The sequence below is a fragment of the Mesorhizobium sp. B1-1-8 genome (assembly GCF_006442795.2).
Lineage (GTDB): Bacteria > Pseudomonadota > Alphaproteobacteria > Rhizobiales > Rhizobiaceae > Mesorhizobium.
In genome coordinates, this window is the sequence record NZ_CP083956.1 from 3,190,358 (window position 1) to 3,213,817 (window position 23,460).

The 23,460-nt window shown below is 63.7% G+C and carries 19 protein-coding genes, 1 tRNA gene and 1 pseudogene; 10 read left to right on the top strand and 11 right to left on the bottom strand.

Annotation, left to right across the window (positions count from 1 at the left end; genetic code table 11):
• The first annotated feature begins 172 nt into the window (after positions 1-172).
• Positions 173-481, top strand: coding sequence for a DUF982 domain-containing protein (locus FJ974_RS15440; RefSeq protein ID WP_140532783.1), 309 nt, complete (start codon positions 173-175; stop codon positions 479-481).
• 25 nt (positions 482-506) lie between these two features.
• On the opposite strand, the gene FJ974_RS15445 is transcribed toward FJ974_RS15440, so the two are convergent.
• From FJ974_RS15445 to FJ974_RS15465, 5 genes are all read right to left on the bottom strand, one after another.
• Complete coding sequence (locus FJ974_RS15445) at positions 507-1,193, bottom strand: aspartyl/asparaginyl beta-hydroxylase domain-containing protein (RefSeq protein ID WP_140532784.1); 687 nt, start codon at positions 1,191-1,193, stop codon at positions 507-509.
• Positions 1,194-1,335: 142 nt separating this feature from the next.
• A complete protein-coding gene (locus tag FJ974_RS15450) occupies positions 1,336-4,491 on the bottom strand; it encodes an efflux RND transporter permease subunit (RefSeq protein WP_140532785.1) in 3,156 nt (1,051 codons plus the stop codon).
• 4 nt (positions 4,492-4,495) lie between these two features.
• On the bottom strand, positions 4,496-5,716 hold the full coding sequence (locus FJ974_RS15455; protein WP_226891620.1) for an efflux RND transporter periplasmic adaptor subunit: 1,221 nt from the start codon (positions 5,714-5,716) through the stop codon (positions 4,496-4,498).
• Between the two features lie 375 nt (positions 5,717-6,091).
• Positions 6,092-6,283 carry a hypothetical protein gene (locus FJ974_RS15460; RefSeq protein WP_140532786.1) on the bottom strand — a complete coding sequence of 64 codons (192 nt, stop codon included), beginning with the start codon at positions 6,281-6,283 and terminating at the stop codon, positions 6,092-6,094.
• A gap of 108 nt (positions 6,284-6,391) precedes the next feature.
• The gene (locus FJ974_RS15465; RefSeq protein WP_140532787.1) at positions 6,392-7,051 is read right to left on the bottom strand and encodes a hypothetical protein; all 660 of its coding nucleotides are present in this window, start codon (positions 7,049-7,051) and stop codon (positions 6,392-6,394) included.
• Between the two features lie 210 nt (positions 7,052-7,261).
• On the opposite strand from FJ974_RS15465, the gene FJ974_RS15470 reads away from it, so the two are divergent.
• Positions 7,262-7,987, top strand: a complete 726-nt coding sequence (locus FJ974_RS15470) for a response regulator (protein WP_140532788.1) — start codon at positions 7,262-7,264, stop codon at positions 7,985-7,987.
• Positions 7,984-9,243, top strand: coding sequence for an ATP-binding protein (locus FJ974_RS15475; protein WP_140532789.1), 1,260 nt, complete (start codon positions 7,984-7,986; stop codon positions 9,241-9,243). Before FJ974_RS15470 ends, FJ974_RS15475 begins: the two co-directional genes overlap by 4 nt.
• Here FJ974_RS15475 and FJ974_RS15480 read toward each other — a convergent pair.
• Positions 9,236-9,487, bottom strand: a complete 252-nt coding sequence (locus tag FJ974_RS15480) for a hypothetical protein (protein ID WP_140532790.1) — start codon at positions 9,485-9,487, stop codon at positions 9,236-9,238. The two genes, FJ974_RS15475 and FJ974_RS15480, sit on opposite strands and share 8 nt — an antisense overlap.
• A gap of 192 nt (positions 9,488-9,679) precedes the next feature.
• On the opposite strand from FJ974_RS15480, the gene FJ974_RS15485 reads away from it, so the two are divergent.
• Positions 9,680-10,990: an NRAMP family divalent metal transporter gene (locus tag FJ974_RS15485; protein WP_140532791.1), complete on the top strand. Its 1,311-nt coding sequence runs from the start codon at positions 9,680-9,682 to the stop codon at positions 10,988-10,990.
• An 898-nt stretch (positions 10,991-11,888) separates the two neighbouring features.
• Here FJ974_RS15485 and FJ974_RS15490 read toward each other — a convergent pair.
• A complete protein-coding gene (locus FJ974_RS15490; RefSeq protein WP_140532793.1) occupies positions 11,889-12,134 on the bottom strand; it encodes a hypothetical protein in 246 nt (81 codons plus the stop codon).
• 38 nt (positions 12,135-12,172) lie between these two features.
• Positions 12,173-12,475: a hypothetical protein gene (locus FJ974_RS15495; protein ID WP_140532794.1), complete on the bottom strand. Its 303-nt coding sequence runs from the start codon at positions 12,473-12,475 to the stop codon at positions 12,173-12,175.
• Between the two features lie 372 nt (positions 12,476-12,847).
• Between FJ974_RS15495 and FJ974_RS30405 the strand changes: the two are divergent.
• Positions 12,848-12,898: pseudogene (locus FJ974_RS30405) on the top strand (hypothetical protein); the annotation flags it as partial.
• A 731-nt stretch (positions 12,899-13,629) separates the two neighbouring features.
• Here FJ974_RS30405 and FJ974_RS15505 read toward each other — a convergent pair.
• The 3 genes from FJ974_RS15505 to phaC all read right to left on the bottom strand — a co-directional run bounded on the left by FJ974_RS15505 (position 13,630) and on the right by phaC (position 17,316).
• Positions 13,630-13,704 (bottom strand) — tRNA-Glu (locus FJ974_RS15505).
• A 286-nt stretch (positions 13,705-13,990) separates the two neighbouring features.
• A complete protein-coding gene (locus FJ974_RS15510) occupies positions 13,991-15,211 on the bottom strand; it encodes a YcbK family protein (RefSeq protein WP_140532795.1) in 1,221 nt (406 codons plus the stop codon).
• Positions 15,212-15,480: 269 nt separating this feature from the next.
• Entirely contained in the window at positions 15,481-17,316 is a 1,836-nt protein-coding gene (gene phaC, locus FJ974_RS15515) for a class I poly(R)-hydroxyalkanoic acid synthase (RefSeq protein ID WP_140532796.1), read from the bottom strand.
• 97 nt (positions 17,317-17,413) lie between these two features.
• Between phaC and FJ974_RS15520 the strand changes: the two genes are divergently transcribed.
• From FJ974_RS15520 to recJ, 5 genes are all read left to right on the top strand, one after another.
• Positions 17,414-17,821, top strand: a complete 408-nt coding sequence (locus FJ974_RS15520) for a hypothetical protein (protein WP_181177084.1) — start codon at positions 17,414-17,416, stop codon at positions 17,819-17,821.
• Positions 17,822-17,861: 40 nt separating this feature from the next.
• The gene (locus tag FJ974_RS15525; RefSeq protein WP_140532797.1) at positions 17,862-19,079 is read left to right on the top strand and encodes an LL-diaminopimelate aminotransferase; all 1,218 of its coding nucleotides are present in this window, start codon (positions 17,862-17,864) and stop codon (positions 19,077-19,079) included.
• A gap of 49 nt (positions 19,080-19,128) precedes the next feature.
• Complete coding sequence (locus FJ974_RS15530) at positions 19,129-20,442, top strand: homoserine dehydrogenase (protein ID WP_140532798.1); 1,314 nt, start codon at positions 19,129-19,131, stop codon at positions 20,440-20,442.
• 99 nt (positions 20,443-20,541) lie between these two features.
• The gene (gene glpX, locus FJ974_RS15535) at positions 20,542-21,525 is read left to right on the top strand and encodes a class II fructose-bisphosphatase (protein ID WP_140532799.1); all 984 of its coding nucleotides are present in this window, start codon (positions 20,542-20,544) and stop codon (positions 21,523-21,525) included.
• A gap of 142 nt (positions 21,526-21,667) precedes the next feature.
• Complete coding sequence (gene recJ / locus FJ974_RS15540; protein WP_140532800.1) at positions 21,668-23,452, top strand: single-stranded-DNA-specific exonuclease RecJ; 1,785 nt, start codon at positions 21,668-21,670, stop codon at positions 23,450-23,452.
• Positions 23,453-23,460: the final 8 nt, after the last annotated feature.

Sequence of the window (23,460 nt, forward strand, 5' to 3'; positions counted from 1 at the left end):
AAATCCGGCATTGGCAATGAGGCCGGCGATCCACGCAGGGGTGCCGATCCGCCGCGCTGATATATGAGGCTGCCGACCCTACTGAGGTCACATTGCGGCGTCAGAAGGCCATCAAAGCAACTTTTCAGAACGAACCGCGTTGCAGACCCGAGGCCAGTTGGGGAGACAGGGAATGGACAGACTGCAATTCGAGGTGCCGGTGCGCATCACGCCCGTGCCCGGCCTGCCGGTCGAAGAAATCTACAGCGTCGAGCAGGCGCTGGATTTCCTGCAGGGTTGGCCGGCGCGCCGGCAGGGCAAAGTCTACGAAGCCGCCTTCAACGCCTGCTTCGGCGCGACGGTCGACGTGGTCGGGACCGAGGAAGCCTGCCGGGCGTTCATGGGATTCTGCCGCGTCAGCGGATTGCTCGCGAGGGACATGATGAACCCTGTCAGGCGCGGCAGTGGAGCGGCGAGGGCGTTTCGCGAGGCGAGAGCTTAGAGCCGATACTTCGATTTCGCCGATTTCAACCGGCGAAGGATACGCCCCTGTAATGCATTCCCACCTGCACGCCGCGGACGATCAGGCGGGACAGGATTTCCATGTCCAGCGGCATCCGCGGGCGCCAGACATCGAGCAGCAGAGCCACGCGCGCCTGGTCGGCGTTGTTCATGACTTCGTGCTCGAAGGTGTCGTCCCACAGCATGCACTCGCCGTCGGCGATGCGCCTCTCCTCATGGTTGATCATCATGATCGTTGCCGGGCGGCCATCCGCCTGCTTCGGGATGACCAGGCCGAGATGAAATCGCATGATGCCGCGAAAGGGGCCGCGGTGGGGCGGGATGTGCTTGTGCGGTGCCAGGAATGAGACAGCCGCCGATTTGACCTCGGGGCATTCGGACAGCAACCTGCTGAGCGTAGGCATCCGCTCGAGGTTTTGCGGGATCGTCATGTCATAGGCCTTGAGCACGAACATGCGCCAGTCGAGGCCGTCATTGGCCGAGATTTCAGCCTGCTCAGGCATGATGTCGTGGAAGCGCGGCGCTCTGTTCAATTGCACGGCAAGCGCCTCGTCACGGATGCCCTGCCAGGCCGCAACGAACTTCGCCGCGTTCGGAAAATAGCTATCGGTATCAAGAACGGGCGGTGCGTCTATGCGCTTTTCATAGATACGACGGACGAGATCGGTTGCGGACTCATAGACGTGCGACATGTCATTGCCTCGATCACCTTATCATATGGCAGGCGATTGTTTTCCGGCCATTGTTTCACAGAGATTTGTTCCGGCCGTTGCCACAATCGTGAGAATACCGCTGCATTTGAAGGCAGCGGTAAACCTGCCATTTGAAGAGCCCTTATTGCTGGCTGGCCGCCGCCGGAGTCTCGCCCGAATCCTGCCCGGTATCTTGTTTGGCCAACCTGCCCTTGAATATCCGGCGCACCGTGACGAACAGCAGCGGCACCAGGAACACGCCGATCACCGTCGCCGCGATCATGCCACCCATCACACCGATGCCGACGGAGTTCTGCGCGCCCGAGCCCGCGCCGCTGGCGATCGCAAGCGGCGTGACGCCGAGGATGAAGGCCAGCGACGTCATCAGGATCGGCCGCAGTCGTTGGCGCGCCGCTTCCAACGTCGCCTCGACCAGTCCCATGCCGGCCGCCTGCCGCTCGATGGCGAACTCGACGATCAAGATGGCGTTCTTGGACGCGAGGCCGATCGTGGTCAAAAGCCCGACCTTGAAATAGACGTCGTTGGTCTGGCCGAAGAGGCTTGCCGCCAGGAGCGCGCCGAAGATGCCGATCGGCACCGAAAGCAGAACGGCGAACGGGATCGACCAGCTCTCGTAAAGGGCTGCGAGGCAGAGGAACACGACCAGCGCCGAAATCGCGTAGAGCGACAGCGCCTGGTTGCCGGAAAGCCGCTCCTGATGCGACAGCCCGGTCCATTCATGCGAATATCCGGGCGGCAGTTGCGCGACCAGCCTGTCGATCTCGTCCATGGCCGCGCCTGAACTCACACCCGCTGCCGCAGCGCCCTGGATCTCGACCGCCGCCGAACCATTGTAGCGTTCGAGCCTGGGCGAACCGAAAGTCCAGTGGCTGGAGGCGAAGGCCGAGAACGGCACCATGGCGCCGCTGGCATTGCGCACCTGCCATTTGTCCAGATCTTCCGGCTGCATGCGGAAATCCGGGGCCGACTGCAGATAGACTGGCTTCACCCGGCCGCGATCGATGAAGTCGTTGACGTAATTGCTGCCCCAGGCGGTTGACAGCGTGTTGTTGATGTCGGCGAGGCTGACGCCCAGCGCGCTCGCCTTCTCCTGGTCGATGTCGACCGAGAATTGCGGCTGGTCCTCCTGGCCGTTGGGACGCGTGTTGGCGAGCACCTTGCTCTGCGCGGCCAGGCCGAGAAGTTGGTTGCGCGTCTGGATCAGCGCATCATGGCCGGCGCCATTGACGTCCTGCAGGTAGAAATCGAAGCCGTTGGTGTTGCCGAAGCCCTGGATGGCGGGCGGGGCGAGCGCGAAGACCTGCGCGTCCTTGATCTTCCTGAAGGCGCCCATGGCGCGGCCGGCGATCGCCTGCGCCGCCAATGCCGGCGATTTGCGCTGGCCGAAAGCCTTCAGCGGCACGAAGGCGATGCCGACATTCTGGCCGGCGCCGCCGAAGCCGAAGCCCGAGGCGGTGAAGACGCCTTCGACAGCGTCCTTTTCGTCTTTTAAATAATGATCGGTGACCTGGGCCAGCACGCGCTCGGTCCGGTCCTGCGTCGCGCCGACCGGCAATTGAACGCTGGTGATCAGGATGCCCTGGTCTTCTTCCGGCAGGAACGAGCTCGGCAGCCGGGCAAACATCCAGCCCATGGCAATGACGATTGCGAGGAACACGGCGAGGAAGCGCCACGAGCGCTTGATGATGCCATGCGAGCCGTTTCGATAGGCAAGCGTGCCGCGATCGAAGAAGCGATTGAACCAGCCGAACGGACCGGTCTGCGTTGCATGGTCCTTGGGCCGGCGCAGGATCGTGGCGCAGAGTGCCGGCGTCAGCACCAGGGCGACCAGCACGGAGAGCACCATTGCCGAAACGATGGTCACCGAGAATTGCCGGTAGATGATGCCGGTGGAGCCGCCGAAGAAGGCCATCGGCACGAACACGGCCGACAGCACGGTGGCGATACCGATCAGCGCGCCGGTGATCTCGTTCATCGATTTGCGCGTCGCCTCCCTCGGCGGCAGGCCTTCCTCCTGCATGACGCGCTCGACATTCTCGACCACGACGATGGCGTCGTCGACGAGCAGGCCGATGGCGAGCACCATGGCGAACATGGTCAGCGTGTTGATCGAATAGCCGAAGAAGGAGAGCACGCCGAACGTGCCGAGCAGCACCACCGGCACGGCGATGGTGGGGATGAGAGTGGCGCGCAGGTTCTGCAGGAAAAGCAGCATCACCAGGAACACCAGCACGATCGCTTCGGCCAGCGTCTTGACCACCTCCTCGATCGACAGCCGCACGAAGGGCGAGGTGTCGTAGGGATAGACGACCTCGACGCCTTGCGGGAAGGTCGAGCTCAGGCGGCTGATCGTGGAGCGCACGGCCTCGGCCGTGTTGATGGCGTTGGCGCCGGTCGCCAGGTTGATGGCGACGCCGGCCGCGGGCCTGCCGTTGTAATTGGCCTGCGTCGTATAGCTTTCGGCACCGAGCTCGACGGTGGCGACGTCGTTGAGGCGAACCAGCGAACCGTCCGTCTGGCTCTTCAGGATGATGTTGCGGAATTGCTCGGCGGTCTGCAGCCGGCTCTTGGCAGTCACTGTGGCGTTGAGTTGCTGGCCCTTGCGCGCCGGCTGGCCGCCGAGCTGTCCGGCCGAAACCTGCGTGTTCTGCGCCTGGATGGCGGCGGCCACGTCGCTCGGTATCAGCGCATATTTGGCGAGCTGGTGCGGGTCGAGCCAGATGCGCATGGCATAGCTGGAGCCGAAAAGCTGTGTGGACCCGACACCTTCGACACGCTTCAGCGTGTCGTTGACCGTGCTGTCGACATAGTCGGCAAGATCGGTCGAGTTCATCTTGCCGTCGCTGGAGACGAAGCCGATGACCATCAGGAAGCCGGTCGAGGATTTGGAGACGTTGATGCCGTTGCTCTGCACCACCTGCGGCAGCTGCGACTGCAACAGCTGCAGCTTGTTCTGCGTTTGCACCTGGGCGGTGTCCGGGTCGGCAGCGCTGGTGAAGGTCAGCGTGATCGAGGCCTGGCCGGTCGAGGTCGACGTCGCCGTCATGTAGTCGAGATTATCGATGCCGGTCATGCCTTGCTCGATGACCTTGGTCACCGAATTCTCGACCGTCTGGGCGTCGGCGCCCGGATAGGTGGCGCCGATATTGACTGTGGTCGGCGCGATCTGCGGATATTGCGAGATCGGCAGCGTGGTGAGCGCGAGCAGGCCGCCCAGCATGATTACGATGGCGATCACCCAGGCGAAGATCGGCCGGTTGATGAAGAATAGCGACATCGGCTCAGTTCCCGCCCGAGGCGCCGGCCTGCTGGCCGTTGCTGGCCATCCTGGACGTGGACGGCGCGGCGGACGTGTTCTGCCCGCGCTCCTTGATCTCTCCGGTCGCCTCGTCGATCGTCACTTCGACGCCCGTCGCATCGCCGCCGGGGCGGGCCAACTGCAAGCCTTCGACGATGACGCGATCGCCGTCGCCGACGCCGGAATCCACCAGCCAATTGTTGCCGACGCTGTTGCGCACGGCGAGCACGCGCGTCTCGACCTTGCCTTGCGTATTGATGACCATGGCCGTTGCCTCGCCCTTGGTGTTGCGGGTGACGGCGCGCTGCGGCACCAGGAAACTGTTCTGGGCGACGCCTTCCTCGACCAGCGCCCGCACATACATGCCGGGCAGCAGCAGGCGGTCGGGATTGGGGAATTGGGCCCGCAGCGCAAAGGTGCCGGTGGTCTGGTCGACATTGGCGCCGGCGAATTCCATCTTGCCGGTCCGCGCATAGATGGTGCCGTTATCGAGCTTCAGCTTGACGCTGACATTGGGACCGCTGAACTTCAGCCGCCCCTCCGAGATGGCCTGGCGCAGATTAAGCAGGTTGGTGCTCGACTGCGTGACGTCGACATTGATCGGATCGAGCGCGCGGATGGTGGTCAGCACCGTTTCCTGGTTGGCGGTGACCAGCGCGCCCGGCGTCAGCGTGGATTTGTCGATGCGGCCGGCGATCGGTGCGGTGATCGAGGTGCGGTCGAGGCTGATGCGCGCCGTCTCGACGCTGGCCTTGGCCGATGCCACGTCCGCCTGGGCCTGCGCCAGCGTGGCGGCGGCATCGTCGTAATCCTGTTGGGAGACAACCTTCTGCTTCAGCAATCCGGCATAGCGGTCGAACTTCGCCTGCGCTGTAGAGACCGCTGCCTCCGCCTTCTGCTGGGCCGCGACGGCACTGTCATAGGCGGCCTTGTAGCTAGCCGGATCGATGAGGTAGAGCGGCTGTCCCACCACCACCTCAGCGCCTTCGTTGAACAGGCGCTGCTGGATGATGCCATTCACCTGCGGGCGCACCTCGGCAACCAGTGAAGCCCCCGTGCGCCCCGGCAATTCGGCAGTGATGGCGACCGATTGCGGATGCAAGGTGACGACGCCGACCTCGGGCTTGCCGACGCCGCCCATGCCGGCCGGAGCCTTTGCTTGCTCCTGCGAGCAGGCGGCCAGGAAAAGTGCTGCGGCCAGCATCGCGGTCCGGGGCGCGTAGTGGCGTAGCGACAGGAGACTGGACTCGATGGGCATGGCCTGGATATTTCCCTGGAGTTGCGGTCGCCGCCTGGCTGTCGGCATCGGATCATTCCAGCAGGAGCCGGCTGAGGACGCACCGGACGTGTCATGGCGATCGGCTGCGCCCGCTTGCACGGCGTCGAGCAATGCGTCGAAGCGGTTCATGCCACGCTCCTTCTGTCTGCGACCGGAGTGTGCTCGATGAGCAAGGATCGTGCGCTTGGCCGCGATGCTGATCGGCATCAGTATCCCGATCCGTGGCGACATGCCAAGCATCTTGCCGGTAGCGCCGCTGTCGGACCGTCGATGAGCGCGGTCGTCGATACCAGACATGTCTTACGCGATCTTGCGGTCATGATTTCCGTGGCTGTCGGGCGAGCGCGGAACCGGAAGCGAGAGACGACAGGCGGCGTAGCTCAGCCGGATCGTGCCCTTCAGCGTGTCGGCCGGCGGCGTAGTGCGTTGTCCCACGGAAAAGCTGGGGCCTGCGGAGGCGATCAGCCGCAACAACATGAGGGCTTCCCACATTGTGGCGCCTCCAGTTCTTGATTGAAACGATCGATGGCGGGACGGGCCGCCATCCGAGGTCGGCCGGCCCGTGAACGGGTAGGTTAGCAAACCGGCCGGCGCAGCCGGTCAGGGTTGCTCGCCATTCCGGGGTGGCGGGAGCTGTCCGCCATGGTCGGGCAGATCTCCGGGGCCGGCTGCATCGTCCGGCGGATTGCCCCAGGGACCGGGGGGTGGTCCGTGCGGCCGATCCGCCGAAGCGAGGATTTCGAGCTGTTCGGGCGTCAGCTTGGTGCGCAGTGCCGCGATGGCGTCCTTGAGCCTGGCGGCCGAGGCAGCGCGCTTGGTGACCTCGTCGGCCAGCCTTTCCTGGAAGGCGAAGGGATCGCGCTTTGCCTGATCGCCGGGACCGGCTGGCCCGGCATCGGGACCGCGACCATCGGGACCGCCGGGGCCGAAATCAGGCGGCGGCGCCAACACCGCTTGCAGCGCGCTGGTGTAGTCGCGCCAGGCGTCGAGCTGGTCGGAGCGGATGCCGATGCGCGTCTCCAGCACCGAAAGCCGGGCCGCCGGCAGTTCCGGCGGCGGCCCCATGCGGCGGAAGCCGAAGCCTTCCGGTCCGCGCCGCATCGGCCCGTGCCGCCAGGGCATCGGGCCGTGGTTGTCGCCGTCAGGCCGCGCCATCGCCGGCGGCTGACCGTCCGGCGCGCTGAAGTCGGGCTGCGCGGCCAGCGCCGGGTGGATGGCGGCGACCGAGAACAGGCCGAGCGCAAGAAGTCTGCTTCGCATGATGTTTCCTTTCTCTCATGCTTCGGACTGCAGGAGGATAGGCAGCGTCCTTTGCCGCTTTGCTTCCGCGCGTTGCCGAAGGTTGCCAGAAAAAGGAGATTTGTTTCTGAATGTTTCCGTCTGCCCGCCGGCAACATTCGGTTGCAATTTTCCGTGCCGCTTGGCTATGGCAGCCCTTAATATGAGCCGCGAACAGACAACCGGGCGATCATGCAGGCACAATCCCACATCCTTGTCGTCGACGACGACCGCGAGATCAGGACGCTGCTCGGGCGCTATCTCGACGGCCAGGGGTTTCGCGTCTCGGTGGCGGCCGACCGGCACGAATGCGAGCAGAAGCTCGGTTCCGGCCAGTTCGACCTGATCGTGCTCGACGTCATGCTGCCCGACGGTTCCGGCCTCGATATCTGCCGGGCGCTGCGGGATCGCAAGCCGCACATTCCGGTCATCCTGCTGACGGCGCTGAAGGAAGACGTCGACCGCATCATCGGCCTGGAGCTCGGCGCCGACGACTATCTCGGCAAGCCGTTCAACCCGCGCGAACTCTCGGCCCGCATCCGCGCCGTGCTACGGCGTTCGAGCCCGGAAGAGGCCGCCCCGCGGCGCGTGCGCGTCTACCATTTCGCCGGCTACAGGCTGGAGCCCGACACTCGCAAGGTGGTCGATACGAGAGGCACGGCCGTCGATCTCACCGGCGCGGAATTCGACCTCCTGCAGGTTTTCCTCGACCGTCCCGGCCGGCTGTTGTCGCGCGACCAGCTGCTCGACCTGACGCAGGGGCGCGAGCGCGACCCGCTCGAGCGCTCGGTCGACGTGCTGATGAGCCGGCTGCGCCGCAAGTTCGGCGACCAGGGCGACGAGCCTCTGTTCAAGACCGTGCGCAACGGCGGCTACCAGCTCATCGCGCGCGTCGAGACGGTGGAGAGCCAGGCGTGAACTCGCTGCGCCGGCGGCTGATCATCCTGCTGGTCGTCTCCATCGTCGGCGTCGTTGGCCTTGCCACCGCCGTTGCGATCAAGGTGCTGGGCGGACCGTCCCCCGAACTGATCATGCGGCCGGTCGCCCGTCAGATCCAGTTCATGGTGCAGCTCGTGCCCGGCCACGTGCCGGGCGCCGGCGATGCTCCAGTCCAGATCAGCGACCATCCGGCGGATGGGCTCATGGATCGCAAGCACACGCGGGTGCTCAACGACATCCTACGTGGCGACGGCCTCGACGTTTCGGCCGTGGTCACCCGCACGATCGGCAAGCGCGGCATGGTTGCGTCCGTCGCGCTGCCGGGCAATCGCTGGATGATCGTGGATGTCACCAATTACGACCCGCCGCGAGACGTCTGGCTCGTGCTGGCGGGCTGGATGGTGCTGATCGTGCTCGGCGCCACCGCGGTGTCGGTCTATTTCACCGCCGTGCTGGTGCGGCCGCTCGAAATGCTGGAGGCCGCCGTCAGCAAGATCGGATCGGATGGTATGTTGGCAGAGGTGCCGGAAGAGGGATCGGCCGAGGTCAGGGTAACGGCGCAGGCGCTCAACCAGCTCTCCGCCAGGCTGAAGACGGCGATGGAAAGCCGCATGCGGTTGGTCGCGGCCGCAGGCCACGATCTCAGGACGCCGATGACGCGAATGCGGCTGCGCGCCGAATTCCTCGACGAGGATCGCGACAAGTGGCTTCACGACCTCGATGAACTGGACCGCATCGCCGACAGCGCCATCCGGCTGGTGCGCGAAGAGGTGAACCAGGACGCGGTCGAGGCGGTCGAACTCGACAGGCTTGTCCGCGATATCGAGGCCGAGATGATTTCGGCCGGCCATGCGGTGTCGGTCGATCATCTGGACAAGGTCTCGGTCAAGGCCGGCGCGCTCGGCCTGCGCCGCGCGCTGCGCAACCTGATCGTCAACGCCGCGACGCATGGCAAAAGCTGCAGCGTCTCGCTCGCCGGGCAGGGCGGCCGCGCGGTGCTCACCATCGCCGACCGTGGTCCCGGCATCCCGCCGGAGCTCCTGAACAAGGCGTTCGAGCCGTTCTTCCGGGTCGATCCGGCGCGCGCGCAATCCATTCCGGGCGCCGGACTGGGCCTCGCCATCGCCAAGGAGATCATCGAGCGCTACGGCGGGACGATCAGGCTGGAGAACCGGCAGGGTGGCGGGCTGCTGCAGACGGTGGTGTTCGGAGCGGAATTGAAGCCGGTCACTTGACCTTTTCGATCACCGGAGGCGGCGTCTGGTCAGGCGCCGGGACCGGCGTGCAATCCGGCCCCTTGCACTCCTGGACGGGGTTCTCGGCCGGCGGCAGGCAATTTTGCCCCTTGCAATGAACCGGCGGCTGCTCCGGCGCTTTTTCGCCCTTCGACGGCGCCGGCTGATCCTCAGCGCGAACGGCCGGCACGCCGGCCAGGCTGATCATGGCGGCGCACACGAGCGCTATCCGAAGCAAGTTCATATTCGCCTCCGGATCTGAAAGCGGGCAGAAGTTTACACGTTCGAGCTAAGGCCGACATGCTGTCACCGCGAACGATGTTAACAGGGTGTTTCCGCCCCAAGGGTGCGCTCGACGCGGATGCGCACCGCTCGGCTTCCATTAGCACTATGAAACCAATGCGGTCGCTCGCCGTTGAATGGCGCGAGGGCAGTCATGACCGATCTCAGCGCCAAAGTCGCGCAAGACCAGAGCAACGTCGCGGCAAAAGGGCCATTTCAGCGCTTCCTCCGGACTATCGGCCCGGGTTTCGTCACCGGCGCCTCCGACGATGACCCGTCGGGCATTGGCACCTACAGCCAGGCTGGAGCACAACTCGGATTTTCAATTGGCTGGACGCTTGTCTTCACCTTCCCGCTCATGGCGGCGATCCAGGAGATAGCGGCTCGGGTGGGCCGAACCACGGGGCGGGGTATCTCTGGAAATCTTTGCCGACACTACCCGGTTTCGCTGGTGTGGTTTGTCGTGATGCTCCTGTTTATCGCCAACGTTATCAATATCGGGGCTGATCTCAGTGCCATGGCCGACGCTCTGAAACTCTTGATTGGGGGGCCAAGCCCGCTTTACGTCTTGCTTTTCGGCGCGATTTGCATCTCGGCGATCGTGTTCCTGAATTATTCAAGATACGTCACCGTCCTCAAATGGACGACGCTTAGCCTGTTCGCTTATGTCATTGCCCCCTTTCTCGCCCATGTGCCTTGGGGCGAAGCGGCAAGCGGTGTTCTGATTCCGAGCATAAGCTGGAACGGCACCTACTTCACAACGCTGCTAGCGATCCTTGGCACGACCATTTCGCCCTATCTGTTCTTCTGGCAAGCCTCGGAGGAAGTCGAGGAGGAGGAACTCGATCCCAAGGCGAAACCTCTCAGATGGGCGCCCTGGCAGGCCCTTTCAGCGTTTTCGCGCATCAGGGCTGATACGCTGGTAGGAATGGCTTTCTCGAACCTGATCGGCATAGCAATAGTCATCACAACCGCTGCGACTTTGCACAAGGCCGGGGTAACCGATGTCGGTTCTTCAACAGACGCCGCAAAGGCGTTGGAACCGGTGGCCGGTCGATTCGCGTTCATGATCTTTGCTGCTGGAATCATCGGTACAGGGCTGCTTGCTGTGCCCATCCTCGCTGGCTCGGCCGCCTACGCAGTAGGCGAAGCATTTCGCTGGCCTGTAGGCCTGGAGCGCCGGCCAAAGGAAGCTATCGCCTTCTATGCCACTTTGGTGAGCGCCGGTGTCTTGGGAATGGGGATAATGTTTACACCGATCGATCCCATCAAGGCGCTTTACTGGAGCGCTGTGATCAACGGGATTTGTGCCGTGCCGGCGATGGTGGTCATGATGCTGATGACCCACCGCCCGGACATCATGGGCGATTTTCCTGTCCATGGCTGGCTGCGCATGCTGGGCTGGTTATCTACGCTGGCCATGTCGCTCTGTGTCCTGGGTCTGGTCCTGCAATGGATGCTCTAAGCTGCCACGGAGGCCATAGGAAGCTCACATTTGCACGATTTCCCGCCAAGGTCCTTGTGCAGCCGCCGCTGTACCGTTCTGGGACGCTCAGATTGGCATTCAAATTGCTGCACTGGACTGTGCCAGCTCTGTGTTGGGGAGGTCTGGAAATCGCCCCGATCGTACCGGGACGTGGGCTCGCTGGGTTGGGCAAGGGGTTTTCCAGCGAGCCTTTCGGATGCCCGCGGGAGATAACGACTGGGAAGCCATTCACTTAAATTTGCCGTGGATCTGGCTGACGTACATACCCACCAAGCTGCTGATGCGCCAACGGTACAGTCGCGCGGCCGTTCTCTGGCGCCCCATAATCGTCTCTGCATGTTCTGCCGCAAGTTTGAGTAGCGTTTCCGCGACTTCATGCGCCGACCAGCCTTTAAGCACGGAAGCTTTCACCAAAGCCTCAAACGAGGGCTCAAGCGCAACCTCGCAGTTGATGAGGCGGTCAGGGCTACCTTCAGGAAGCAGGGGAGATTCGATCGGTCGTGTCGGAGCCATGCACCCAGAAAGCGCAAAACCTGGAAATCGTTCCCCCTGTCATTGGCGCTTGTAGCTTCCGCGACCTCGCCCCGGCGCCGCCGTACGATTTGTTTGGAGTCGAGCGAGAGGCGGGAAGCCTGCTTTCGCCTTGATGGCAGAGCGTGGCACCGGGCGATGCGCCGGCGCCGCGCTCATTCCTTAAACCGTGAAATGCGCGAAAGGCTCTGGCAGCGCGCCCAGGAACACGCAGGGGCGGGCACCAAAGGGCGAAGCGACCGGCGACACAATGGGTCAGCCCTGGCTTAATCGGCCCGTGTCAGACATCTGCGATGCGGGGATGACTTGCGCCACGCCTCGCTGCAGGAGATTTCCGCGAAGAAGCTTAATAGGTCTTCTTGGGGGCTGCCGTCTTCGCAGCGTGCTTCTTGTGCTTGACCGGGCATTTGTGCGTCTTGGTCGGCTTGCAGACCTTCTTGGTTGTGACCTTCTTCGGAGCAGCCTTGGCGGGCGCAGGGGTCATGGTCGAAGCAGCCGGAGCTGTGGTGGTCGCGGCGGCGTTGCCGAGAGCCGGCATCGAAAAGGCCAGAGCAATGCCGAGGCCAAGGGCGGAGAGGAGGGGCTTTTTCATGATTTTCATCCTTCTTCGATGCAGGTCGAATTAAAGCGTCACTGGCCTGGATCGACCGGTGTCACTCCGAGCAGCTTCAAAGCGTTCGCAAGCATCCGGATTCCCTGTGCCTCCTTCTTTTTGGCGCAGTACCGGTTTCCCTTTCTCTGAAGTGCCTTAGCCGCAGTGACCTGCGTGGCCGCGGCATGGGTTTCGATGGCTTCGTCAACCTGGCGATTGAGATCACTGCAGCGCTCAGCCCGAGTAGTCGGCGTCGCCTTTACATTGGAGGCTGCGACCGCGGCCGTGACGAGCGAAATGCTGAGCAACGCGCCCGTCAAAATGATCGAGATCCTTTGCATCCTTCTCGCAAACCCGAGCAAGTGCAGCAGTGCTGCAGCCGATGAACTGACCCTCGCGTCAATTATACGCTTGAAGGATTTCCCGAGTTTTTCCGGAATGTTTCTGGATTGTGTCTGAGGGGAGCGGCTCATATCCGGAGAGGATTCGGTTCCGTCTACTTCGGCGGCAAAGCATTTAGGAGACGCTAAGTGTTCGTCCCTTTCAAATGGTTATCGGCGATACGCGGCGTCCGATTTTGTTAAAAAAGCTTAGCCGGCGCCGCGTTTTCATGCGAACGCATGAGGTTTGGCGCCCGGATGTGATTGAATGCTTCACGGGTGCGGTGGGGCGAGGGTGTCTAGGTCTGGAGCGTATCGTCGGAGCCAGATTACGTGATTATCGAGCTATTCGGCCCTCCAGGCTCGGGCAAAACAACCTTCGCGCATGCGCTTGCGAACCGTCTTCAGGCTCAGGGTTACACTGCGAAGGTGGTACTTTCTTATCAACCCGGCGCTCATCCCTCGTTTGATCCCAGTGGGCTTTGGTACGCTCTCCAGCGTATCGGCGGGGCGACGATACGAACGGCCGCCTTCGCTCATCATCCCTTGAACAACGCTGATGGATTCAGGCTAACGGTCAGGTTAATCCGAATTCTAGCTCCGAGAAACCCGATTTGGTTGCTCAGGTTCAGCCAGTATATCCTGAATCTATCATTGGTTTGGCGTCGCTCAGTCAGCAGTCGCCAAATTGTAATCTTCGATCAGGGTTTCATTCAGGCCGTCTGCTCGCTCGGCTTGTTTTGCGGCGCTGCGGATAAGGAGTCATTGGAAGCGGCCCTGGATCTGATCCCTTTTTCGGATCTTGCTATAAATTTGGACGTCACCGAGCCTTTGTTGTCGGAACGTTTGAAAGACCGGCTTTTTCACGAGAGCTATATGGAGCGGCTGTTCGAGGCAGATCTCACAACGAATTTGCAATCGACGCCGATCATCAACCTGGTCAAAAGCCTTCTTCTCAGCAAAGGGAGATCAATACTAAGCGTCGACACGTCGGATGAACGCAGTCTTCAGGAAGCTATATTTCGCGTTGAAACAGAAATTGGCGAAATGTCGCGCAATTTGGGCGGCCAAATGGACAGAACCGAGCCAGAAGTCCCCAAAGTGCCACCAAAAGCTGGTACGCCCAAGGGGAATCGAACCCCTGTTACCGCCGTGAAAGGGCGGTGTCCTAACCGCTAGACGATGGGCGCGCTCAGACGAAGCGGCTTATAATTGCGTTGTTGCCAACCGGCAACCCATCTGCCGCCGCATGCGACAACTTTTTTCCAAAGCGGCAAAAACCGCCTTGTCATCATCCAGGGGCAGAGCAAGGAGCGACGCGGCGCAGGCCCCAGGGATCGATCTTGTGACCTCGAAGCGTTGCGACGGCGCAGAATTCTGCACCGCTGGATTTTTCGGCCAAGGTAACGGAATGGATCCTTGGGTCTTCGCTCCGCTTCGCGTCGCTACGCCCAAGGATGACGAAGTGGGGGAGTATCAGCCGTCCTCGCCACCGCCGCTGCGCCCGCGGCAGCGCCAGTTCCAGTCGCGCTCGGGGCCGACGTCGACATGGACGGATTCGGTGTGGCAGTAGGTGCCGACGCCGCCGCGGCCGGGCATCGAGCGGACGTAGTTCGCCAGGTCCCATTTGGAGACGCCGGGCAGTTGGATGTCGGCGGCGGCGCAGTACATGTGCAGCGAATTCTTGGCGCCATTGGCGCGGCGGTTTCTGGATGGATCACGATAGCCCGAGGTGACGATCATCTTGCGGCCGAAATGGCCCTCGATCGTCTTCAGAACGCGCACCAGCGACGGTTTCAGGCAGGCGACGTCGACGCTTTCGTTCTGCTTGAGCAAGCCGTTGGGGGCGAGCCTCGCCATACCGGCAGCCGACGCCACCTGGTAGGAGCCTCCGGAGCCTTCGTCCTCGTTCAAGTCGACGTCGCTCTCGTCGTCGAGGCCGGATTTGCGCTTGATCTCGAACAGCGCGGTCTGGCGCACGCCGGGCAAGGCATCGGCGCCAGTGATATGATTGCTTGGGTCGTCGAGGGAGGCCAGTTGCACCGGCTTTTCACCCGGCGTCGCCGAGGCGAGCGTCACGATCGGCTTGGCCGGCGGCGGCGTGGTCTTGGCCTGCGCGGTGGGCTGGTCATTGGTGCGCGCGTTGATCAGCGGTGCCGGCGCTGCCGAAGCCGGCGTGGTGCTGAACAGCGAGGCAAAGAAGCTCTTCTTCGGCGCGGCGATCTGCGGCTGCGGCGCCTCGCCCGCCGTGACATAGACGCCGTTGTTCATCACCGGCGCGATCTGAGCCTCGGCCTTCGACGCCACCGCGGCGGCATCGCCGGCTGAAACCTGCTTGGCGACGGCCAGCGTCTGGTCGGCCGTCTGCGCGGGCTGAACCAGCGGTTGCGGCGTATTCCCCGCAATGGTCGCGGTGCCGGCGGGCACCGCGATGGGGAAGGCGGCCTGCGGCTTGGCGACAGGCACATAGGCGATTTTTTCCGGCAGGGGCGTATCGCCCTCGCTCATCACGGTCGATGCCGCATCGGATGAGGCAGATGCCACCTGCGGCGACGAATCGGCCGCGGTTGCAGGCTTGGCGCCGGCAGCCGCGCTCATCTCGGTGGCGGTTGAATTATAGGCGGGCGAAATCATCGACATGGTCGGGTCGCCGGTCGACGTGCAGGAGGCCAGAAGCACGGAGAAAAGTGCTGCCACAATGCTGCGGCTTTGCCCTCGTGCGAGACGCCAACCTGCTGGTTTCAAAACAAAATTCCCCCTCGGTATCCGGCCGGCCGGTCATCGGTGCGGACGCTATCGCCGTCCCTCCCGATGACCCTCTGTTCCCAACCGGAACGGGACCTGTGTCGAATCTGCAAGCCTCGGATTTATTCGGCGTTTGAAGGTGAATTGAGGCTGTGAAACGATTGACGTGCCCATTTCGCCCTGTTTTGACGGGCCGTCAACTCACCAGACATTACAGACGGTTACACACGCACCTTGACATAGGTGCCCGGCGCATCGCCCAAGGTTTTCATACGCTTGCCCGGTTTGCGGGCCGGCACATGCACATTGTCCTGGGCTTCGATCCAGTGCTGCCAGTGCGTCCACCAGGAGCCCGGATGCTCCACCGCCGTGGCGAACCACCGGCTGAAATCCCCCACCGGCCGGCTGCCGGTCCAGTACTGGTATTTCCTGGCCGCCGGCGGGTTGACGACGCCGGCGATGTGGCCGGAACCGGCCACCACGTACTCGACCTCGCCGCCGAAATACTGCGAGCCGATGAACACCGAAAGCGCCGGCGCGATGTGATCGTCTTTCGTCGCCAGGTTGTAGACCGGGATTTTGACATCGGCCAGCGAGACGATGCGGCCGGCTAGCTCCATTTTGCCGCGCGTGAGATTGTTCTCGAGATAGCAGTTGCGCAGGTAGAAGGAATGGTTGGCCGCCGCCATGCGGGTCGAATCGGCGTTCCAGTAGAGCAGGTCGAAGGGCAGGGGATCCTTGCCGCGCATATAGTTGTTGATGACGTAGGGCCAGATCAGGTCGCCCGAACGCAGCATGTTGAAGGCGGTCGCCATCTTGGTGCCGTCGAGATAGCCCTTCTCGGTCATCGAGCGCTCGACCGCGGCGACCTGCTCCTCGTCGACGAAGACCTTGAGGTCGCCGGCATAGGTGAAGTCGACCTGGGTGGTGAAGAAGGTCGCCGATTTGATGCGGTCGTCGCCTTCCTTGGCCAGCAGCGCCAGTGCCGCCGCCAGCAGCGTGCCGCCGACGCAGTAGCCGATGGCGTTGACATCTTTCTCGCCGGTCGCCTTCTCGACCATGTCGAGGCCGTATTGCAAGCCTTCGCGGATATAGGCCTCCCAGCCCTTGGCGCCGTGGCGCTCGTCCGGGTTGATCCAGGAGATGACGAAGACCGTGTGGCCCTGCTCGATCGCCCAGCGGATGAAGGATTTCTGCGGGTTGAGGTCGAGGATGTAGTATTTGTTGATCCAGGGCGGGCAGATCAGCAAGGGCCGCTTCAGCACCGTCTCCGTCGCCGGATCGTACTGGATGATCTCGGCGACGTCGCTGCGCCCGATCACCTTGCCGGGCGTCGTCGCCACGTTCTTGCCGATCTCGAAGGGCGAGTAGTCCGCCTGCCGCAGTTTCAGGTCGCCCTTGCCGGCGGCGATGTCCTCGGCCAGCATTTTCATGCCGCGCACCAGGTTCTCGCCATTGGAGGCGATGGTCTCGCGGAACAATTCCGGATTGGTCAGAATGAAGTTCGACGGCGCGATCGCGTTCGACACCTGCTTGACGTAGAAGCTCGCCTTGTGGCGGGTATGATCGTCCAGTCCCTCGGCGTGCTCGACGAGCTCGTTCGCCCAGCGCGCGGTGACGAGATAGGCCTGCTTGAGGAAATCGAAAAAAGCATTGCGGCCCCATTCCGGGTCCTGGAAGCGCTTGTCGCCGTGCTCGGGCTTGACCGCGTCCTCGGGCGCCTCGGTGTTCGGGCTGACCTTCTGGATGGCGTTCGCCCATACCGTCATGTACCCGGCGAACAGCCGCGTCTGCGCTTCCAGCGCGCGCTGCGGGTCGGCCAGCCAGTATTCCGAGAGCTTCGAAAAGGTCTTGACCATGTCGACCATGGGCTCGGCGACATGGTCGCGCACCTCACCCTTTTCGCGCGGCTCGGCCCAGGCGGAGGCCGCCTTGCCCGCCTGTTCGAGCATGCGCGCCATGTTCAGCGCAAAGCGCTCGGGGTCCTTGACCAGATATTGCTCGACGGCCGAAGGTCCGCCATCTTCCGCTTTGTCCGAATCGGGAGTTTTGGACATGGTTCTCGGGGTTCCTCCCGGAGCGTTTTCTTGACATATTACCATGGGACATCTGACCGGGTCCAATTCGCTCTAACCCGGCTGCCAGGAAAACAATATGACGATCAATGCAGGCGGCACTCATTTTTTGGGCGCGGGTTCGATTTGCCGCATAGCGCTCGTGGCGGGGCTGGTCGGTGTGCTGCTGCCGGTTGGCGGCTGCACCAGCACCAGCACGAACAATGCGACACCGACAGCGCTGACCGAGGGGCCGATAGACACCGGCTCCTATCCCAACCTCAACGTCCCGCCAAAGGTGGCGGCCAAGCAGTTCACCAAGGAAGAGACGGCGGCAAAGCTGGCGCAGCTCAAAGCCGACCAGCAGGCGCAGGCCGGCAAGGGGGGCGCAGCGAAAGCCCCCGCCAACCAGGCGGCGCTCAACACACTGGCCAGAACCCACGGCAGCGATACGCTGAAGCAGATCGAGGCCAAATGCGACCCTGCCCTCGACCCTACCTGCAAATAGGTCTATATCGCGCGCCGAAACTCGATCGTCTGGGACTGAAATGGAAGAATTTCACAAGGTTCGCCGGCTTCCGCCTTATGTGTTCGAGCAGGTCAACCGGCTGAAAGCCAGCGCGCGTTCGCGCGGCGCCGACATCATCGACCTCGGCATGGGCAATCCGGACCTGCCGACGCCGAAGGCCATCGTCGACAAATTGTGCGAAGTCGTGCGCGATCCGCGCACGCATCGCTATTCGGCCTCGCGCGGCATCCCCGGCCTGCGCCGCGCTCAGGCCAGCTACTATCAGCGCCGTTTCGGCGTGAAGCTCAACCCCGACACGCAAGTGGTGGCGACGCTCGGCTCGAAGGAAGGCTTCGCCAACATGGCGCAGGCGATCACCGCGCCCGGCGACGTCATCCTTTGCCCCAATCCGACCTATCCGATCCATGCCTTCGGCTTCATCATGTCGGGCGGCGTCATCCGCTCGCTGCAGGTCGAGCCCGATGACGGCTTCATCCCGGCGGTCGAGCGCGGCATCCGCCACTCGATCCCGAAGCCGCTGGCGTTGATCCTCAACTATCCGTCGAACCCGACGGCGCTGGTCGCGACGCTCGATTTCTACAAGGACGTGGTCGCCTTCGCCAAAAAGAACGACATCATCATCCTGTCCGACCTTGCCTATTCGGAGATCTATTTCGACGGCAATCCGCCGCCTTCTGTGCTGCAGGTGCCGGGCGCGATCGACATCTGCGTCGAGTTCACCTCGATGTCGAAGACCTTCTCCATGCCCGGCTGGCGCATGGGTTTTGCGGTCGGCAACGAGCGGCTGATCTCGGCGCTGACGCGGGTGAAGTCCTACCTCGACTACGGCGCCTTCACGCCGATCCAGGTGGCGGCAGCGCATGCGCTGAATGGCGACGGCGCCGACATCGCCGAGGTGCGCGAGGTCTATCACAAGCGCCGCGACGTGCTGGTCGATTCCTTCACTCGCGCCGGCTGGACGATTCCCGCGCCTGCCGCCTCGATGTTCGCCTGGGCGCCGATCCCGGAACAGTTCCGCCATCTCGGCTCGCTCGAATACTCCAAGCTGCTCATCGAGCATGCCGACGTGGCGGTGGCGCCTGGCGTCGGTTTCGGCGAGCACGGCGACGACTTCGTGCGCGTGGCGCTGGTCGAAAACGAGCACCGCATCCGCCAGGCGGCGCGCAACATCAAGCGCTTCCTGGCGTCGACCGCCAAGCAACCCAACAATGTGGTGCCGCTCGCGTCCCGCCGCTGAGTTTGCCGGACATTTTCATCGACCAGGTTTTTGAGGGGCGTCGCCGGACATGGCTGAAGCGTTGCGTGTTGGAATTGCCGGCCTCGGCACGGTTGGCGCCTCGGTGGCGCGCGTGTTGCGCGACAAGGCAGCCGAACTCACCCGGCAGTGCGGCCGCGATATCGTCGTGGCGGCGGTTTCGGCGCGCGATGCGAGGCGTGATCGCGGCGTCGATCTCGGCGCCGCGAAGTGGTTCGACGATGCCGTCAAGATGGCGCAGACCGCCGACATCGACGTCTTCGTCGAGCTGATCGGCGGCGACGAGGGGCCGGCGCGTGCGTCGGTCAAGGCGGCGCTCGAAGCCGGCCGGCATGTCGTCACCGCCAACAAGGCGCTGCTTGCCAGGCATGGCGTGCAATTGGCCGAGATCGCCGAGAAGAAAGGCGTGCTGCTCAATTACGAAGCGGCGGTGGCTGGCGGCATCCCGGTCATCAAGACGATGCGCGAGGCGATGGCGGGCAATTCGGTCACCCGCGTCTTCGGCATCCTCAACGGCACCTGCAACTACATCCTGACCCGCATGGAAGCCGAGGGCATCTCCTTCGACGCCTGCCTCAAGGATGCGCAAAGGCTGGGCTATGCCGAGGCCGATCCGACTTTCGACATAGAGGGCCACGACACGGCGCACAAACTGTCGATCCTGACCAGCCTTGCCTTCGGTACGAAAATCGCCGCCAACGACATCTATATGGAAGGCATCTCCAACATCAGCCAGGCCGATATCCGCGCCGCCGGCGATCTCGGCTACCGGATCAAGCTGCTCGGCGTCGCGCAGCGCACCGAGAGCGGCATCGAGCAGCGCGTGCACCCGACCATGGTGCCGACGGCTTCGGTCATCGCGCAGGTGCACGGCGTCACCAACGCGGTGGCGATCGAGACCGACATTCTTGGCGAATTGCTGCTGTCCGGGCCCGGCGCCGGCGGCAACGCCACCGCCTCGGCGGTGATCGGCGACATCGCCGATATCGCCAAGAGCCGCCCCGGCTTCCAGCACGGACCGGTGTTCGGCCTGCCGGCGAAGGAGTTGAGGCCCTACCGGAAGGCGCAGATGCGCAGCCATGCCGGCGGCTATTTCATTCGCCTTACCGTGCATGACCGCATCGGCGTCTTCGCGGCAATCGCCAAGCGCATGGCCGATAACGACATTTCGCTGGAATCGATCGTCCAGCATGCGGCCGGACCGGAGACCGAGGCACAAAAGACGGTCATCCTCGTCACCCACGAGACGACGGAAGCGGCGGTGCGCAAGGCCGTGGACGGCATCACCAAGGATGGCCATTTGACCGACAAGCCGCAGGTGATCCGCATCGAGCGGGCCGGATAGAATCGGTCTATCGCCAATCGGTCTTGCCGTTGTCACGCAGCTTTGACACAAAAAGCGCGCCTCTGGCGGGAGGCGCACTGCGTGCGAGGAAACTGATCGATGAATATGGCCCAGAACATCGCTGCCGGTCTTGACCGGATCCTTACCATGGAAGTCGTGCGTGTCACCGAACGGGCCGCTGTCGCGGCTGCCCGGCTGCGCGGGCGCGGCGACGAGAAGGCCGCCGACCAGGTCGCCGTCGACGCCATGCGCCAGGAGCTCAACCGCCTCGCCGTCAAGGGCACGGTGGTGATCGGCGAGGGTGAGCGCGACGAGGCGCCGATGCTTTATGTCGGCGAGGAGGTCGGCACCGGCAAAGGTCCGGCTGTCGACATTGCGCTCGATCCGCTGGAAGGCACGACGATCTGCGCCAAGAACCTGCCCAATGCGCTGGCCGTCATCGCGATTGCTGAAAAGGGCAGCCTGCTGTTCGCGCCCGATGTCTATATGGACAAGATCGCCATCGGCCCCGGTTATCCGGATGGCCTCATCGATATCGACGCGCCGCCGGCCGAGAACCTCGCCAGGCTTGCTAAAGCCAAGGGCGTGGCGGTGTCCGATATCACCGCCTGCATCCTTGACCGGCCGCGCCATGCCAGGCTGATCGACACCGTGCGGGCGACGGGCGCGGCGATCCGCCTGATCGGCGACGGCGACGTCGCCGGCGTCATCCACACCACCGACCCGGACGAGACCGGCATCGACATCTATCTTGGCACCGGCGGCGCGCCGGAAGGCGTGCTGGCGGCGGCGGCGCTGCGCTGCACCGGCGGACAGATGCAGGGCCGGCTTATCCTCGACACGCCGGAGAAGGCGGCGCGCGCCGAAAAGATGGGCATTTCCGAGCCGAAGCGCATCTACCACACGCAGGATATGGCGCGCGGCGACGTGCTGTTTGCGGCGACCGGCGTCACCGACGGCAACCTGCTCGACGGCGTCAGGTTCGGCCGCACTTTCATCACCACGCACACCATCGTGCTGCGCTCGTCCTCGCGCACCGTGCGCGAGATCAAGGCGCGTCACCAGGACCTGGAGAATTTTTGATTTCGCATTTGCGCGCCCCTTTCAACGCGATTGCGGACGGAAAAGCGTTCCACAGTTTCCTTTAGTTGTCCGCTTTCCCGGAATTGCTACGACCCTCGCATATTGATATCTGCCAAAGGATGATGTGCAGACGGCGCGTCGCATGACGGGCGAAAAACGCTTCTTCCTCGATGTCAGGCAGTCGGCAACCGGTGTCTCCTGGGAGCACCGGCTGACCGAACGGCAGGACATGACTGCGCTTGCCATCGCGCAGGGCCATGGCGTGCCCGATATCGTGGCGCGGGTGCTGGCCGGGCGCGGCGTCGACGCCGAGCAGACCGAGCGCTTTCTCGACCCGACCATCCGCGCGCTGTTGCCGGACCCGTCGTCGCTGACCGATATGGAAAAGGCGGCGGCGCGGCTGGCGGATGCCATCGTTGCCCGCGAAAAGACAGCGATCTTCGGCGACTACGACGTTGACGGCGCCGCCTCGTCCGCGTTGCTCAAGCGCTTCCTGACGCATTTCTCGGTCCCGTGCGAGATCTACATCCCGGATCGCATCTTCGAGGGCTACGGCCCCAATCCGGAAGCAATGCGCGAACTCATCTCTCGTGGGGCGAAGCTGATCGTCACCGTCGACTGCGGCACCAACAGCGCCGCATCGATCGAGGCGGCCAGGCAAGCGGGCGGCGATGTCGTGGTTCTCGACCACCATCAGGTCGGCGGGCCGTTGCCGGCGGCGGATGCGGTCGTCAACCCGAACCGCGAGGACGACCTTTCGGGGCAGGGGCATCTGTGCGCCGCCGGCGTCGTCTTCCTCTGTCTGGTGCAGACGGCGAAGGTTCTGCGAGGTCGGTTGCCCGACGCCGCGCCGCCGGACCTTTTGTCGCTGCTCGACCTCGTGGCGCTGGCGACCGTTTGCGATGTCGTGCCGCTCACCGGCGTCAACCGCGCCTTTGTGGTCAAAGGGCTGCAGATCGCGCGCCAGCAGCGCAATGAAGGGCTTGCGGCGCTGGCGCGGGTGTCGCGCATCGGCGAGCCGATCAACACCTTCCATCTCGCCTATCTGATCGGCCCGCGCATCAACGCCGGCGGCCGCATCGGCGACGCGGCGCTCGGCAGCCGGCTGCTTGCCACCGACGATCCGGTCGAGGCAGCTGTTATCGCCGAGACGCTCGACCGGCTCAACCAGGAGCGGCAGCAGATGGAGATGGAGATGCTGGCGCAGGCGCGCGCCGAGGCCGATGCGGAACTTGCCGGCGGCAGCGGGCCAGCGATCGTCGTCACCGCCAGCAACAGCTGGCACCCGGGTATCGTCGGCCTGATCGCCTCGCGCCTGAAGGATCACGCGCGCCGCCCGGCCTTCGCCATTGCCTTCAACGCCAATGGCATCGGCACCGGCTCCGGGCGCTCGGTGTCCGGTTTCGATCTCGGCCGGCTGGTGCGTGAGGCGGCGGCGGCCGGCCTCATCGTCAAGGGCGGCGGCCACGGCATGGCAGCCGGCATCACCGTCGAGCGGGCAAAGCTCGGCGCGCTGCGCGCCTTTTTCGAAGAGCGCGCGGCGGCCGACATTTTCCGGCTGCAAAGCGAGGAGAGCCTGGCGATCGACGGCGCGCTTGCCGCCGAAGGAGCGACGCTTGCCCTGCTGGATGCATTGGAGAAAGCCGGTCCGTTCGGCGCCGGACATATTGCCCCGGTGTTCGTGCTGCCGCGCCACAGGCTCACCGATGCACGGCCGATCGGCACCAATCACATCCGCGCGGAACTGCAGTCGCAAAGCGGCGGCAACCTCCAGGCGATCGCATTTCGCGCCGTCGATACCGCGCTCGGCGAATTCCTGTTCAAGAACAGGGGCAAAACCGTGCACGTCGCCGGTTCGCTTTCGGCGAACCACTGGAACGGCAACCGCACGGTGCAGTTCCGCATCACCGATGCAGCGCTGGCATAAAGGGCGTT